This window comes from Pseudalkalibacillus decolorationis, from assembly GCF_024609785.1.
Lineage (GTDB): Bacteria > Bacillota > Bacilli > Bacillales > Fictibacillaceae > Pseudalkalibacillus > Pseudalkalibacillus decolorationis.
Genome location: NZ_JANHJQ010000004.1, coordinates 39,648 through 55,564 on the forward strand (window position 1 = coordinate 39,648; position 15,917 = coordinate 55,564).

Annotated in this window: 11 protein-coding genes and 1 riboswitch; of the genes, 2 read left to right on the top strand and 9 right to left on the bottom strand. The window is 41.7% G+C overall.

The window, feature by feature from the left end:
- Window positions 1–74: 74 nt before the first annotated feature.
- Window positions 75–947: an agmatinase gene (speB, locus tag NON16_RS05040; RefSeq protein ID WP_257347515.1), complete on the bottom strand. Its 873-nt coding sequence runs from the start codon at window positions 945–947 to the stop codon at window positions 75–77.
- A gap of 11 nt (window positions 948–958) precedes the next feature.
- A complete protein-coding gene (speE, locus tag NON16_RS05045) occupies window positions 959–1,786 on the bottom strand; it encodes a polyamine aminopropyltransferase (RefSeq protein ID WP_257347516.1) in 828 nt (275 codons plus the stop codon).
- A gap of 543 nt (window positions 1,787–2,329) precedes the next feature.
- Here speE and NON16_RS05050 point away from each other — a divergent pair.
- On the top strand, window positions 2,330–4,408 hold the full coding sequence (locus NON16_RS05050) for a transglycosylase domain-containing protein (RefSeq protein WP_257347517.1): 2,079 nt from the start codon (window positions 2,330–2,332) through the stop codon (window positions 4,406–4,408).
- A 527-nt stretch (window positions 4,409–4,935) separates the two neighbouring features.
- On the opposite strand, the gene NON16_RS05055 is transcribed toward NON16_RS05050, so the two are convergent.
- Window positions 4,936–5,481 carry a YwhD family protein gene (locus NON16_RS05055; RefSeq protein WP_257347518.1) on the bottom strand — a complete coding sequence of 182 codons (546 nt, stop codon included), beginning with the start codon at window positions 5,479–5,481 and terminating at the stop codon, window positions 4,936–4,938.
- Window positions 5,482–5,711: 230 nt separating this feature from the next.
- On the opposite strand from NON16_RS05055, the gene NON16_RS05060 reads away from it, so the two are divergent.
- Window positions 5,712–7,025: an NCS2 family permease gene (locus NON16_RS05060; protein ID WP_257347519.1), complete on the top strand. Its 1,314-nt coding sequence runs from the start codon at window positions 5,712–5,714 to the stop codon at window positions 7,023–7,025.
- A 189-nt stretch (window positions 7,026–7,214) separates the two neighbouring features.
- Here the strand turns inward: NON16_RS05060 and NON16_RS05065 are convergent, their stop codons facing one another.
- The 6 genes from NON16_RS05065 to NON16_RS05090 all read right to left on the bottom strand — a co-directional run bounded on the left by NON16_RS05065 (window position 7,215) and on the right by NON16_RS05090 (window position 15,605).
- The gene (locus tag NON16_RS05065; RefSeq protein ID WP_257347520.1) at window positions 7,215–7,637 is read right to left on the bottom strand and encodes a DnaJ family domain-containing protein; all 423 of its coding nucleotides are present in this window, start codon (window positions 7,635–7,637) and stop codon (window positions 7,215–7,217) included.
- A 428-nt stretch (window positions 7,638–8,065) separates the two neighbouring features.
- Entirely contained in the window at window positions 8,066–9,127 is a 1,062-nt protein-coding gene (locus tag NON16_RS05070; protein WP_257347521.1) for a ribonucleotide-diphosphate reductase subunit beta, read from the bottom strand.
- Entirely contained in the window at window positions 9,117–11,363 is a 2,247-nt protein-coding gene (locus NON16_RS05075; protein ID WP_257347522.1) for a ribonucleoside-diphosphate reductase subunit alpha, read from the bottom strand. The genes NON16_RS05070 and NON16_RS05075 overlap by 11 nt, the downstream gene beginning before the upstream one ends.
- A gap of 336 nt (window positions 11,364–11,699) precedes the next feature.
- Window positions 11,700–11,965, bottom strand: a riboswitch (cobalamin riboswitch).
- Window positions 11,966–12,034: 69 nt separating this feature from the next.
- Window positions 12,035–12,544 (bottom strand): YwgA family protein, encoded by a 510-nt coding sequence (locus NON16_RS05080; protein WP_257347523.1) that lies wholly within the window; start codon window positions 12,542–12,544, stop codon window positions 12,035–12,037.
- Window positions 12,545–12,557: 13 nt separating this feature from the next.
- Window positions 12,558–13,850 (bottom strand): HD domain-containing protein, encoded by a 1,293-nt coding sequence (locus NON16_RS05085; RefSeq protein ID WP_257347524.1) that lies wholly within the window; start codon window positions 13,848–13,850, stop codon window positions 12,558–12,560.
- A 507-nt stretch (window positions 13,851–14,357) separates the two neighbouring features.
- The gene (locus tag NON16_RS05090; protein ID WP_257347525.1) at window positions 14,358–15,605 is read right to left on the bottom strand and encodes a dicarboxylate/amino acid:cation symporter; all 1,248 of its coding nucleotides are present in this window, start codon (window positions 15,603–15,605) and stop codon (window positions 14,358–14,360) included.
- Window positions 15,606–15,917: the final 312 nt, after the last annotated feature.

The following is a 15,917-nucleotide window of genomic DNA, read 5'->3' on the forward strand; positions in this document are numbered from 1 at the left end:
GGTTCTTCGACTTAGAGTCAGCCTCATTTTTATTTTAAATTTCAATTCATACTCGTTCATTTACTAGATGTAGGTTATTTTACCCAGCCTAACAACATTTCACGAATAAACTTACTTGCTGCGATTGGCGTTTGCTCAGAAGGGTCATAGATGGGGGCGACCTCTACAAGATCGCCACCAATCACGTTCACATCCGACTTTGCAATTAGATGAATTGCCTCTAGTAGTTCCTTTGATGTGATACCTCCTGCTTCTGCCGTGCCTGTGCCTGGCGCATGAGCAGGGTCAAGTACATCTATGTCAATCGTCACATATACATTCCGGCCTGCGAGCTTAGGCAGCACTTCCTTCAAAGGCTCCGCAACATCGAACTTTGCCATATGCATTCCGGATTCTTTTGCAAATTGGAATTCCTCCTGCATGCCAGATCGGATACCAAACGAATAAACATTTTCCGGTCCAATCAATGCACACGCTTTACGAATCGGCGTGGAGTGGGATAAAGATTCTCCTTCGTACTCTTCTCTTAAATCAGCATGAGCGTCAATATGAATGATTGCGAAATCGTCGTATTTTTTTTGAAACGCTTTAAAAATGGGCCATGATACGAGATGCTCTCCTCCAATACCTAGAGGGAATTTCCCCGCTTCAAGAATGTTATCAACGTACTCCTCAATCATATCAATGCTTTTCTGCGGATTCCCAAAAGGAAGTGGAATATCACCAGCATCATAAAATTTCACATCTTCTAAAATTCGATCCAAATAAGGGCTGTACTCTTCCAGCCCTAATGAAACTTCTCGGATTTTTGCCGGACCAAAACGTGAGCCTGGACGAAAGCTAACTGTCCAATCCATCGGCATTCCGTAAATGATCACCTTACTTTCTTCTAAATTGGGGTGACTTTTAATAAATACATTTCCTGAATATGCCTCTTCAAAGCGCATGACAAAGCCTCCTATTTAATGAGGTCACGGACAAACTTTGGCAGGGCAAAGGATGCTGTGTGAAGCTCTTCTGTGTAATATTTCGTATCGATCTCATGAAAACGGTCTTCTTTTACTGTTAATGGGTCGTACTTCTTAGATGCAATCGTGAACGTCCATAGACCACTTGGATACGTTGGGATGTTTGCTGTATATAGACGCGTGATTGGGAAAATTTCTTTCACATCACGATATACTTTGGAAATGAGATCTGCCTTGAACCAAGGGTTGTCCGTTTGTGCAACGAAAACGCCATCCTCTTTTAACGCTTTAGAAATCCCTTCATAAAAGCCTTTTTCAAACAACTTTACTGCAGGACCCACCGGTTCAGTTGAATCGACCATAATAACATCGTAGGCATCCTCGCTTTTTGCAATATGCATGAAGCCGTCATCGACCTTTACTTCGACACGAGGGTCATCAAGAGCCCCAGCGATGCTTGGTAAATACTTTTTCGAGTATTCAATCACCTTTCCATCAATTTCAACGAGTACAGCTTTTTCAACGGATGGGTGCTTAAGTACCTCACGTATCACACCACCATCTCCACCCCCAACAACGAGAACGTGTTTCGGGTTAGGGTGTGTGAAAAGCGGGACGTGTGCCACCATTTCGTGATAAACGAACTCATCCTTTTCCGTTGTCATAACCATTCCATCGAGAACGAGCATGTTTCCGAACTCTTCTGTTTCAATCATATCCAACCTTTGAAAATCCGTTTGCTCCGTATGTAGTGTCTGCTTTACCTTGGCTGTAATTCCAAACTTTTCTGTTTGCTTTTCTGTATACCATAATTCCATTTATATCACCTCGGGATTTATTCTAAAATAATCATCTGCCTGAAACTTATTAAGCATTTTAACACAGTCGAACTGCCGTATCGAATCTTTAATAATGACAATCGATAGTGCTGATTACTCCAATAGTCAGTTGGACAACCTCTTTAATTTTCATAACGTGCAAGAAAAGTATACTTGAATCCTCGATTTTTTCAATATATTTTTCGAGTCTGCCACTATTTCTCCGTATATTTACGACTCCGAATGCAATTTATTAAAGGAAAGAAGCAAGAGTAAGAGGCTGATTTAATTATTTCAACCATGGTCCTTGGATAATTCGGCCACGAAATCCGATAATTCGATCACAGAATGAATTATTCCGGCCACGTATTCCATTAATTCGTCCACATATCAAATTATTTCGGTCACACATAGTAAAAAAGTCTCAATACCCCACTGGAAACATCATTGCGCTTGTAAGTCTCTTTAAATCATGGATTGAACGTTTAGAAACTATGAAACCCTCCCATACTAGTAAAAGGATGTGGATTGGGGGTTCGCCTTATGGAAATCATTACAGTGGACGGCCTAATGAAAACGTGGAGATGGGTTTGGCTTTGGCTTCGTACTTTAATAATATTCTCCCTTCCGTTCGTTATAATTGGGCTGCTATTTATCGTCTATATTCATATACTTGGTCCACCACCGTTGCAGGTCCCTCAAACAACGGTCTTTTATGGTGCAGACGGTTCGATCGTCGGGGAAAATGAACCATCAGGCCATAACCGTCACTGGGTAAAGTTTGATGACGTGTCTCCAGAAATGATTGATGCGACCATAGCCATTGAGGATCGTCGATTTTTCGACCATCACGGATTTGATTATAAACGAATTGCAGGTGCCATTATTGCCGATTTAAGGGCTGGCGCAAAGGTCCAAGGGGCGAGCACCATCACACAGCAGTACTCTCGAAATCTTTTTTTGGTACCGGATAAAACATGGGAAAGAAAGCTAAAAGAGGCTTATTATACGGCGAGAATTGAAGCAAATTACACGAAGGAAGAAATATTACAAGGCTATTTAAATACGATTTATTACGGTCATGGAAACTATGGAATCGAGGCCGCTGCAAGGTATTATTTTGGAAAATCTGCAGATGAATTGAACATTGCCGAAGCTAGTATGTTAGCGGGTGTACCAAAGGGACCTTCCTATTACAGCCCAATTGATCATTTTAAAAGCGCCAAGGAACGTCAAAAGATCGTACTCGATGCAATGGTAGAAACGAAGAAAATTTCTCAAGAGCAAGCGAAGGCTGCTTTTCAAAAACCGCTCGAGATTATTGGATCAAGTTCATTGCCAAAGGACAAAGCAGCCTATTTCCAAGACGCAGTTGAGTATATTCTCAAAAATGAATTAGGACTTGATAAAGAGGAAGTAAAAATGGGCGGTTATCACGTGTATACAACGCTGGATCCTGAAATGCAGAAGGCGGCAGAGCGCTGGGTTGAGAAGACGATTCCGGATACATCAAATATTCAAGTCGCCCTAGCGGCTGTCGATCCAAGAACAGGGAGTGTAAAGGCGATGGTCGGCGGAAGGTCCTATAAGGAAAGCTCTTATAATCGTGCCACACAAGCGAAACGAGCACCGGGGTCTACTTTCAAGCCGTTTCTATATTATGCAGCAATGAAAAATGGCTTTACACCTTCAACCTTATTAAAGAGTGAACGAACGACATTCCGAATTGGAGAAGATGAAACCTACACACCTGAGAACTTCGGAAACCTGTACGCGAATGATGAAATAACAATGGCTCAAGCATTAGCCTTATCCGATAACGTATATGCAGTGAAAACCAATCTATTTATTGGACCTGAAAAGCTCGTTGATACAGCTCAAAAGCTCGGCATTGACAGCAAGCTTTCACCGATTCCGTCACTTGCACTTGGAACAAAACCTGTTGGAGTGCTTGAAATGGTTTCCGCTTATGGCGTGTTTGCTAACAATGGGAAAAAGACTGAGCCAAGTTTCATCAAAAAGATTGTTGATTACAAAGGGGATGTTATCTTTGAACGAGAGGTCGAGGAAAAACAAGTCATCGATCCCGCCTATGCTTTCGTGATGACAGACCTTCTACGCGGGGTATTTGATGAACGGTTGAACGATTATTCAAGGGTAACCGGGGCCTCGGTCAATCATCTCATTACAAGACCAACAGCCGGAAAAACGGGTTCAACTGATTATGATAGCTGGATAATCGGTTATACCCCACAGCTTGTTACAGGGGTTTGGACAGGATACGACGAAGGAAAGAAACTCCACCCGTTTAATGATGTCCTTTACTCGAAGAACATTTGGGCTCACTTTATGAAGGATGCTTTAGAGGATAAGCCTGTCGCGAAGTTCCACAAACCGGATGGTGTTGTCGGAGTTTATGTGAATCCGGATAACGGTTTACTCGCAACAGAAGCGTGTCCGGTCAAACGATTTTCATATTACATTGCAGGAACAGAGCCTACTAAGCACTGCAAGGATCACCTGCCAAATCAACATAAGGAAAAGGGAAAATCGTCCCCGAAACAGGAAAAAGAAAATCCCGGATTCTTCAAGGGAATTTGGAATTGGTTCGGTGGTGATTAACGAATTCATTTAGGTGAAACGGTTTAACTAGTTCTTATAATGTAAAGAAAACTTGGCTAGCGCCAAGCCTTAGCGCTGGCGATCGTCTTAGTTGCACTTATACTATAGAAAGTATTTTTATACTTTCTTAACGTGTGAAAAAGGAGCCAACAAATTGTCAGCTCCTTTTTCGTGTCCTAGTACTTTGTGTATAAAAGAGTACCTATAGTTTACTCCATTTTCCCAGTGTCGCACAGACCTTTTTATCAATGTTCAAAAAAGATTCATAAAGGATAAGAAAAGCGGAAGCGACCTGTTTAGGTGTGATAAAGAAAACTAGGTAAACACCGAGCTTTTGCGAAGGCGGTTACCTAAGTTGCACTTATGCCCGTGGTACAAGCGCTGGAGATTCTGTAACATAACACGCTTTTTGTGTTTGTGGAAGAATCGAAGCGACCTCGAACACCTGGGCGCTGCAGCTAGACATTACATCTATGCAGCAAAATTTCATAACTTTCTTTACTTGTTAAAAACAGCCCTGTAAAAAGTTAGTCGTTCTTTGAAAGGGCATGTTTCAGTTCATCACTGGACCTGGACCAAAATTCTTCATTGTGTCCAATCAGAAATTCCTTTAATAATTGTTTTGATTTGTCATCCATACGATCAACTACAATACGATTTTTCATCGCTTTATCCATATTGTTCACATGCTCAGGCATACTTTTATAGCCTCTTCGTGCCTCAGCATCAACCTGTAATTCACATGCACCAATTCCTGCGTAATATGGACCGTCATTTTTCGAATCCACCATTACCCATACAAGCCAGTACAACTTCGGGTTCGGTGCATCCTCTCGATTGGCTGTAAACTTTATTCGCTTTTCAACAGAACTTCGTGCGTGGAGAGCACCCATATCTATGAATGCCTCCCCGTCTTCCGGACTGACGAACACAGGGGTAAGGTTATTTAAACTAATTGTACCTACCCCATAACCACCATGGCCATCTGTAGAATCACCACTTAAAATCGTAAAACCTTGCTTCTTTTTAGGTTTATTGTCATCTTGATTGTTATTATTGAAGAGATTTTTCACGCTCAGAACCTCCTAGTCTCAGAGAAATGTATGGTTTTATCTTACCATACAATTGGATGTTCAAAAAAGTCCGGTAAAAATTATCTGTGGAAGTTCCATATGTACCTGCATCTACAAGCTTTTCTAGAAGTGTTTATATGTGTTTATGGATATCCACTTGCATTTACGATAAAAAACGAATAATATATTGGTTGTGTCATAATAACGTTCGTATTTGGGGGTCTTTTCTCATGATATCGAAGTGGTTTAAGCTACAAGAACATCAAACAACGGTTAAAACAGAACTAATCGCTGGCTTAACAACGTTTTTAACAATGGTATATATCGTAATAGTGAACCCTGGAATTTTAGGTGATGCGGGTGTACCATTCGATGCCGTCTTTATGGCTACAATCATCGCAACCGTGATTGGAACACTTTGGATGGGATTGTTCGCGAATTATCCGATCGCAATCGCACCGGGAATGGGCTTAAACGCATACTTTGCTTACTCCGTTGTTGGAGGAGCAGATAACATATCGTATGTTGTTGCATTCGGAACTGTTTTCATTTCAGGTATCTTATTTATGATTCTTTCATTAACTCCTTTTAGAAAAAAATTAATTGAAGCGATTCCGGCGAATCTTAAGCATGGAATAACCGCTGGAATTGGCCTTTTTATTGCTTTTATTGGATTACGCTTGACGGGCCTCGTCGTTTCCCACCCGGCAAACCTTGTCGGACTTGGTGATCTTCACTCTCCGACCGTTATCTTAACGCTTGTCGGGCTTGCGATTACTCTTGTATTAATGGCATTGAACGTGAATGGAGCACTATTTTTCGGAATGCTAGCGACAGGCGCAATAGCTTATTTTACTGGACAATTAGAGTTCTCAAAAGGGTTTATTGATGCACCGCCGATGCCGGAAGCCTTTATTTTCGGAAGCCCAATCACTGCCTTAACCGATATGATTCAATACGGCTTGTACGCTGTGGTCTTTTCGTTCTTACTCGTTACGATCTTTGATACAACTGGGACAATGATCGGGGTTGCAGAGCAGGCCGGTTTAATGAAAGGAAATAAAATGCCGCGTGCTCGTCAAGCATTGTTGGCCGATTCTGTCGCAACAACAGCCGGTTCCATTTTCGGAACAAGTCCAACGAGTGCCTATATTGAATCCTCCTCAGGTGTTGCTGCAGGAGGGCGTACAGGTCTTACTAGTGTGGTCGTAGCTCTCCTCTTCATTCTCGCGGCATTCTTTTCACCACTTGTGCAGGCGATTTCCGGACTCGCTGCAATAACTGCACCGACGTTAATCATTGTCGGAAGCTTGATGCTTGGTAGCCTTGCAAAGATTGATTGGAATACACTTGACGAAGCATTTCCGGCATTCTTGATTATCTTGACGATGCCATTAACATCAAGCATTGCAACAGGTATTGCCCTCGGATTTATCTCCTATCCGTTGCTTAAAGGGGTCAAAGGGAAGTGGCGTGAAGTTCATCCGCTCGTTCTATTGTTTGCTGTGTTGTTCTTCATCCAGCTTGCCTTTTTACCACATTAAGACGGCAATATAGCAAACAGTAGTCCCTTTTCCATCTTAGTAGGGGCTGGAACTATCTCAAAGGGCTGACTCAAAAAGTTCCATTGCGAACATTTGAGTCAGCCCCTATAGTATTAGTTCAACTAAGGCGATCACCAGTGCTACAACTTGGTGCTAACAAAGTTTTCTTTTTAACGGTCTTTCTACTTTCTACAGTTCATTTTCAGGTAAGTAATCCTCAAGCTTGAGCATACGCTTCTGTGCGGGACGTGGACACGATAGATTATAGTTGAAGATCTTCTTGTTAATCTCCTCAACTGACTTTCGGATATTGTATTCATTTTTGTATTCAGAGAGTTCAGCTTTTCGCTTTTCGATTTCCTTGTCTAATTGGATCCATGGAGGCAGTAGATTATTTTCTTTCAACGTTTTGTTCAACTGTCGTTCTGGGTTATAAGTTAAGTCCCCATCAAGCTGGAGTGGCTTCCCCTTCCCTTTCAGGTTATCAAAGGCTCCCTCTTTTTCAGCTCTACGAATAATTTCACCGATATGGTCCTGATAGTGGAATTCGTCTTGCATTAAAATATCACGTTTCTGCTGCTCTTTTGACAATTCATCATCTTTTGGACTCACAGTCATCCCTCCTTACCTTATGTATACGCTTTCATCCCCGATGTTCCTCTAAGATAAATGAGCAAAACTGTGGCAAAAGGATGACAAAAATAATTAAGAAAAGCGCAAGCGCCCTGCTTAGCCACGAAGGTCACTGGAAGACCGACGAGGAGGCTGTTGCCGCCGCAGGAGGCCTGAAGTGATCCAAGTGGTTGGGCGCTGAAGCTGGACATTACATCCATGCCGCAAACTTTTATACTTTCTTAACGTGTAAGAAAAGCGGAAGCGCCCTGCATAGGTGCGACAAGCGCTGGAGGTTCTGCCACATAACACGTTTTTTGTGTTTGTGGAAGAATCGAAGCGACCTCGAGCACCTGGGCGCTGGAGCTAGACATTGCATCCATGCAGCCAAATTTTATACTTTCTGAACGCAAATTCGAAACGCATTCCTACAGATCGTCAAACCCATTATCATCAGAGACTTTTGTATATTGTCTTGATTTTTGTTCGAAAAAGTCACTCTTTCCGTCATTAATTGATTCATATGCTTTAATCCATGGCATCGGATTTTTCCTATGATCCGGATAAGGACGATTTCCTCCCAGCTGATTCACGCGTTTGTTTGCCATGAACTTAATGTAAGCATCTAATTCAGTTGATGAAATCCCCGGAAAACGGTCCCCTAAAATATAGTTACCCCATTTTATCTCTAAATCAGCTGCCTCCATAAACGTTTTTTCAACAAACTCGTTCGCCTCTCGAACATCCAATGAAAACTCCTCACGAACGGCATCGAAAATTTTCGTAAACAGATGGACATGCAATTGTTCATCTCGATTAATGTAGTTGATCATTGTTGACGTAGATACCATCTTCTGATTTCGGGCAAGATTGTAAAAGAAACTAAATCCAGAATAAAAATTCAATCCCTCCAACACTACATCGTAAACGATAGAGCGTAAAAACGTTTCTGGTGTAGGATTTTTCGTAAATGCGTCATACCCATCAATAATAAATTCATTTCGTTCCCGCAAAACGTTATCGTGCTTCCAGTATTCAAAAATTTCATCCTGCTTTGATTTATCGACAAGACTTGATAGGACATAGGAATAAGACTGATTGTGCACAACCTCTTGAAATCCAAGAACTGTCATTAACGCGGTTAAACTGGAGTCGGTTATATAATTGGCTACACGTCCGGCATAATCTGTTTGAATACTGTCCAAAAACGCCAGCAATCCAATGATTTTATTAAACGATTCCTGTTCATCAGAAGAAAGCTCAGCGTATTGTTTGCGGTCGCTCGACATATTGATCTCGAACGGTGTCCAGAAGTTGGCGAGCATTTGTTTATATAACGGATAAGCCCACGGATATCTCACATCATCCCAGTTCAGCACATTCGAGCTCTGACCATTTAAAATCCCTGTAGACGCATTCGGGGATTTTGGATCATACAGCTTCCGTTCGATGATTGTTTCATTTCCTTTTATAATTGAATTAGCTTTCACATGAGTCACACCCTTCAAAATCATCCTGAGAGGTTGAACGTACATAATAGGTTGTTTTTAATTCGGAATCCCACGCTGTTAAATGCAGATCAAGCAGTTCTTTTGCCTTTATATCGTGCCGCACATATAGATTGAATGATACCGATTGGTCAATATGTCGCTGACGGGCTGCATTTTGGCGGATACTCCACTTTTGATCGATGTCGTATGCACTCTTGTAATACCAAGTCGTTTCTGGTGATAGGTCTGGTGCTGTTACAGGGATCTTAAAGTTCTTCTTCTCTTCGGCATATTGCTTCCGGAAAATCGGATCGATGCTTGCTGTTGAGCCTGCAATGATACTAGTTGATGCATTCGGTGCAACTGCGAGTAACCAGCCATTGCGGATTCCGGATTCATTCAGCTTGTGCTGGACAGCGTCCCACCTTAATCCCGTGTACCCTCTACTTTCAAAATACCGACCTGTATCCCAGTCACTTCCTTTGAAGACCGGGTAAGCTCCTTTTTCAGCAGCCAGCTCCACACTTGCCATCACAGTTAAGTAATGGATGTCTTCGTAAAGCTGGTCCGCATAAGCGACTGCCTCTTCAGACTCCCATCGGATTGCTTGTTTTGCTAGGAGATGGTGCCATCCAAACGTCCCGAGTCCAATCGCACGGTATTTTTCATTTGTAAGTATCGCTTGTTTTACTTCAATTTTCGTTGTATTCAATTCGATTACGTTATCAAGCATGCGCACCTGTATCGGAATCACCCGCTCCAGAACATTGTCTTCAATAACGCGTGCAAGCGACAAACTCGATAAATTACAAACGACAAAATCTCCTGGCTGCTTTGTAATAATAATTTTACCGTCAACGGTTTCTTCCTCTTCCACAATAGTTGGAGACTGATTCTGAGTAATTTCCGTACATAAATTTGTACAATAAATGATTCCTTCATGACGGTTCGTATTCCAGCGGTTCACCGTATCCTTGTAAAACATGAACGGCCCACCCGTCTCGAGTTGTGAAACCATAATTCGCTTCATAATATCAATAGCAGGTACACATTTCTTTGAAAGGATGGGGTGATTCACGCATTGATCATACTTCTCCCGAAAGCTTCCCTTACCTTTTTCTTCATCATAAAAGTCATCGAGCTCAAAGCCCATGATGTTTTTCACTTCATGCGGATCAAATAAGTACCAATCTTCCCGGTTTTCGACTTTTTCCATGAAGAGGTCCGGTATGACAACTCCAGTAAACAGGTCATGCGTTCGTTGGCGTTCATCACCATTGTTCAATTTCGAATCCAAAAACGAGAAAATATCCATCCCGAATACAGGATAATAAACCGCAATCGCTCCGTTTCTTTGCCCAAGCTGATCGACGTTTACTGCGGTCGTATTCAATTGCTTCATCCAGGCAATGACACCACTCGAGGTATTTTTATATCCTCTAATATCGGAACCTTTACTGCGGATTTTACCAAGGTAGACGCCGATTCCGCCTCCTGCCTTGCTTAGCATTGCAATGTCCGTGTTTGAATCATAAATTCCTCTTAAGCTATCATCAACGGTGTCAATAAAGCAGGAGCTTAGTTGGCCATGGGCTTTGCCGGCATTTGTGAGCGTAGGGGTAGCAACAGTCATGTACAGATTAGAAAGCGCCCAATAAGCTTCTTTAACAAGTTCTAGTCGTTTCGATTCAGACTCTCGGCTCATTAACGTCATCGCGATAACCATCCAACGTTCCTGGGGGAGTTCGTATAAATTCCCATCGTAGTCACGTGCAAGGTAACGGTCTGCAAGCATTCGAACACCTGCGTAGGTGAACCGTTCATCCCGGGAAGGTACAATGACGGACTCAAGCTCGTTAATCATTTGCTCGGAATAGGATTCCAACAATGACCGGTCGTAAATTTTCAAGTCAACAAGCCGTTCAATTAATGCATAGAAGTTCCCATAAGCGTTGTCTTGATTCCGATTATGAGCCGCTTCTTTATAAAGAGTTTCCGTATAAAATTGTGAACACACGTACGTCCATTCAGGCTGTTCCTGTGTCACATTGGAGAGTCCGTTTAAAATGAGCAGGTTAAGAATGTCCGGTTCGTTTTCAGCACCTGATGTCCGAGCTTGTTCAAGTATTTTTTCCACAAACTCGTTTACTGCTAATTGTGGAAAATGATTAGCAATTGTTTTCAAGAGCTGTTGAAGTTCGTTTGAGATCGTGTATTGAGCTTGTAACGTAGTCATGCGATATCCTCCTTGAATAATATGCATTTAATAGTTGTGAAGATAAAGCGCAAGCGCCCTGGTTAGCCACGAAGGTTACTGGAAGGCCACTGAGGAGGCTGTCGCCGCCGGAAGAGGACTGAAGTGATCCAAGTGGTTGGGTGCTGGAGCTAGACATTGCAACTGTGCAGCAAAAATTTATCTTTTCTTGTGCAATAAAAAAACCACCCGGATAATCGAGTGGTCGAAACGATGACATTAGAAAATTAGAACCGAAGATAGATAGACTTGTAAACTACATGAAGTCATAATCCAGTCCTTACGTCAACGTTTCACTCCTCAATCCCCGAAGAAATCGAAACGATCGAAAACAGGCAGGTCTACTGACTTATGCTTCTTCCTACTAGGATCCTTCCCATATAAGCGCCTTTTAAAAGGGGTTGTTCAAAAAGTCCGGTTTATTCTCCTTTTCGAACACACATTACAAGACTAACTTATACAGTGGCATATTCCGTTCGTCCACAATTACAGTTGCGGGGACAGCTCTGGACTTCACACCAGATTCCCTATTATGAGATGGCTTACTCTCGTAGCACACTCTCACCCGTTCATCGATTTTTCAATATATTGTGTTGTTACAATAAACTTATCACTAAATATAGTATGTGTCTAGCTTTTTATAATCTCTAAATCTACGAAGCTGAGATGTTGGTCCTTAGTTCTTCAATGTATCGAAAAGCTTCCTCAATCTCTTCATCGGTATATTTTTGCTTTTGCTTTACTGTTTTTACTTTTTCAACAACCTCTTCCTTAGCTAGGTGGTCAAAATACATAATTGTCGAGATCAGTTCTAAGATCCGTGAAGGCTGTTCATTCATTGAAGTTACACATGTCTTAAGTGAGGCGAGATCCATCTCGTAATGTTTAAGAAACCCCCCACCCTCGTCGGTTAATATATAACGATATTGATAATAACCTCCGACCTTCTCCTTCGTCTCCTCTAGAAAACCTAGATTACAAAGCTCCTCAACACGCAACGTTAGTTCCTCTGAATATGGCCCGTAAAAGTGAAATTGATATTTTTCGCAAAATGGAAAGTTCAGCTTTTTAGCGATATAGACCATCTTCTGAAGTTTCTTACGCCCCACAACTTCCCTCGCATAATCGAACATTGCAATCAACCTCGCGTGATGTTCAAGCACGACGAATCCCCTCCTATAATTCTAATATTTCTCCGATCTTTTTCCTTAACCCTTTATCGTGTATTCCGTCAATTAAATCGGCTGGATAATAAAGCTTATGGTCTGTCCGTTTCTTTCCGGAAATTGCCTCAACGATCGTTGATTCCCGAGAAAGCTCCCTGTATTCCCCTTTTTTCGTAAGCAAATGGATTGGCAATCGCTCTTCTTCTTCTCCTGGCCGGTAAAAATCGTATGGGAGATCAGAGGATGAATCGACAATCAGGTAATAATCAGGGTCAATCTTCGCCTGAACAAAATACGTATGGAGCTTATGCCACGCATTCATATGAACAGTAGGGTTGAACTCCATGTATTTAAACAGACGTCGATTCGAAAACCGCTCGCATAAATCCCGTAAAATTTCGTCCTCTTCCTCTTGCCACGCTTGGAAATAATATTGAATAATTCCTTCATCGAGCTTTATGTAATCGTCTAGGTCGACTTTATCATTAAATAATGTAATAAAATGAAGCGGCTCAAACTTAAATAAATAACCTTCCTCATACAGCGCCTTCGCACGATGAAGAATTTTAGATAAAATAACCTCAGCACTTCTCGTAACAGGGTGAAAATAAACCTGCCAATACATCTGATAGCGGCTCATAATGTAATCCTCTACTGCATGCATCCCACTGTGTTTAATAACAACTTGATCCTCCTGCGGCCGCATGACACGCAAAATACGTTCAATATCAAACTGACCATAACTTACACCTGTAAAATAAGCATCGCGTAACAGGTAATCCATTCTATCGGCGTCGATCTGGCTTGAAATCATGCTGACGACCAGTCTATTTTCATAAGTCTTAGCGATAACTTCAGCTACCTTTTTCGGGAAATCTTTATCTACTCTTTTTAATACATGATTGACTTCAGTTTCGCCAAGAATAATCTGCTGTGTGAAATTCTCATGGTCAAGACCGAACACCTTTTCAAACGAATGGGAGTATGGACCATGGCCGACGTCATGCAACAACGCTGCAGATAGACAGAGTAACCGTTCATCGTCATTCCAATGTGGCCTACCTTTAAATATTTCACTGATACGACGTACAATTTCATAAACGCCTAGCGAATGGCTGAATCGACTGTGCTCAGCCCCATGAAAGGTAAGAAACGTCGTCCCTAACTGCCGAATCCTCCGTAAGCGTTGGAATTCCTTCGTTCCGATCAAGTCCCAAATGAGGCGGTCACGTACATGGACATAACGGTGGACAGGATCCTTAAATACCTTTTCTTCATCTAGTTGTTGCAGCTTATAGTTCATTGTCCCGACTTTTCCCCCTTTCGTACTTTAAAGAATACGTGCACTATATATGCAGTTCGCACCTCGTCTAGGCACATCCATTTTTTCTATATGGTGATTCATTATGTACATTATTTTCTCACGACAATACCTAATTATATATTCTTCATAACCAAATGAAAACCTCCCCTCCCGAATCGAATTGTTCCAGTCTCTAAATTTAACTAATAAATTCGGCCACGGAATCTGCTAAACCGATCACGGATTGAATTATATCGGCCACGCATCACGATATATCGATCACAGATTGAATTATATCGCTCACGCATAGTAAAATGGTCCTGTATTCACTTTGATGAAAAAATTTAAACTCCTAATATAAGCAAAAAATTACCGTTCTTCTAGAAATACACATAAAAAGTGACGCAATAGCAGGATTAACCTTACTACTGAGTCACTTTTTCGTGTTATCGGAACATCTGGATATTCAATTGACCAGCAATACTCTAATACAAATTCCTACTTTTATTAAATATCCATATCGGGTATATGCTGTGGTTTGCCGCCGTGCTTTTCTTCAGATTTTGCAACGATGACTGCACAAGCTGCATCTCCTGTAATGTTCACTGCTGTTCGCGTCATATCAAGCAAGCGGTCAACACCAAGTACAAGGCCAATCGCTTCGACTGGAAGTCCAACTTGCTTTAGAACCATCGCAAGCATGATCAGTCCTACCCCCGGCACACCTGCTGTACCGATACTAGCAAGAACTGCCGTTAAAACAACCGTGATGAGCTGTACCAACGTAAGTTCGATTCCGTATACTTGGGCGATAAAGATCGTTGCGACACCCTGCATGATCGCGGTACCATCCATATTGATCGTCGCACCAAGCGGTTGTACGAAGCTACTGATTTGCTTCGGTACTTTCAAGTTTTCCTGAGCCGTTTTCATCGACACTGGTAACGTACCACTACTGCTCGAAGTACTGAATGCAACAGACATCGCTGGTGCAAAACCTTTAAAGAAGGCTAGCGGATTCATTTTACTTAGCAAGGCTATCGAACTTCCGTACGTCAGCACTGCATGAATAAGCAATGCAAGCAGCACGGTACCGAAATAGAGTCCCATCGCCTGCAGCGCATCAATTCCGAAGCTCCCGACCGCGGAGGCAATCAATGCAAAGGCACCATAAGGAGCCGTCAACATTACGATGTTTACGAGGTACATCAATATGTCATTACCTTCTTCTAAGAAACGATAAACCGTTTTCGTCTTCTCTTTCAAAATGGCTACTGCAAACCCTACAAAAACAGCAAAAGCAATGATTTGTAGCATGTCACCTTTAGCCATTGCGTCAACAGGGTTTGTTGGAATGATATTCAAAATTGTCTCTACAACAGGTGGTGCTCCAGAACCTTCTTCAAAAGTAGCGTCAGCTGTATCGAATCCTCCACCTGCTCCTGGTTGGATCGCATATGCTAAAATAAGCCCAATCACAATTGCAATTGTGGTCGTAATTAGGAAGTAACCGATTGTCTTCCCACCAATACGACCTAGCTTTTTCGGGTCACCGATTCCTGCTGCACCAAGTGCAATCGAGAAAAAGACAATCGGAACGACAAGCATTTTAATAAGATTTAAGAATAAAGTCCCTACCGGATTCAATACATACTTATCTATAACCTCAAAGGCTCCAGGTGCAAATAAATTGAGTACAATACCAACAACAATACCCAAGATTAAACCAATGATAATTTGAACACTTAATTTCATCTATTTTCCTCCCTCTACATTTCCACTACGCTATATTTTCTAATGCAAACCGTAACTTGTCAAATGTAAATATTAAGAAATACGTATGATTATACACAGTTCACCGTGTTAACGTATTGATATGAAAGCGTTCACAAAAATATAACCTCCTACTTAAAATCATAGTTTAGTGCTTTTTTCCTAGTAAGCTAAAGACCAGTTTTGGACCTACCCTTATGTAATCGATAAATAAGATCAAGGTACTATTCCCGTTTTCAACTTAAATTAATCACAAAATTGTGATATTTTTCTAAAAATAAATGACAGTACACA

Excerpts from the sequence above, each read along its gene's own strand:
- NON16_RS05050 (WP_257347517.1), top strand. The coding sequence starts at position 2,330 with ATGGAAATCATTACAGTGGACGGCCTAATGAAAACGTGGAGATGGGTT.
- NON16_RS05085 (WP_257347524.1), bottom strand. The coding sequence starts at position 13,850 with ATGAACTATAAGCTGCAACAACTAGATGAAGAAAAGGTATTTAAGGAT.
- speB (WP_257347515.1), bottom strand. The coding sequence starts at position 947 with ATGCGCTTTGAAGAGGCATATTCAGGAAATGTATTTATTAAAAGTCAC.
- NON16_RS05090 (WP_257347525.1), bottom strand. The coding sequence starts at position 15,605 with ATGAAATTAAGTGTTCAAATTATCATTGGTTTAATCTTGGGTATTGTT.
- NON16_RS05060 (WP_257347519.1), top strand. The coding sequence starts at position 5,712 with ATGATATCGAAGTGGTTTAAGCTACAAGAACATCAAACAACGGTTAAA.
- NON16_RS05075 (WP_257347522.1), bottom strand. The coding sequence starts at position 11,363 with ATGACTACGTTACAAGCTCAATACACGATCTCAAACGAACTTCAACAG.
- speE (WP_257347516.1), bottom strand. The coding sequence starts at position 1,786 with ATGGAATTATGGTATACAGAAAAGCAAACAGAAAAGTTTGGAATTACA.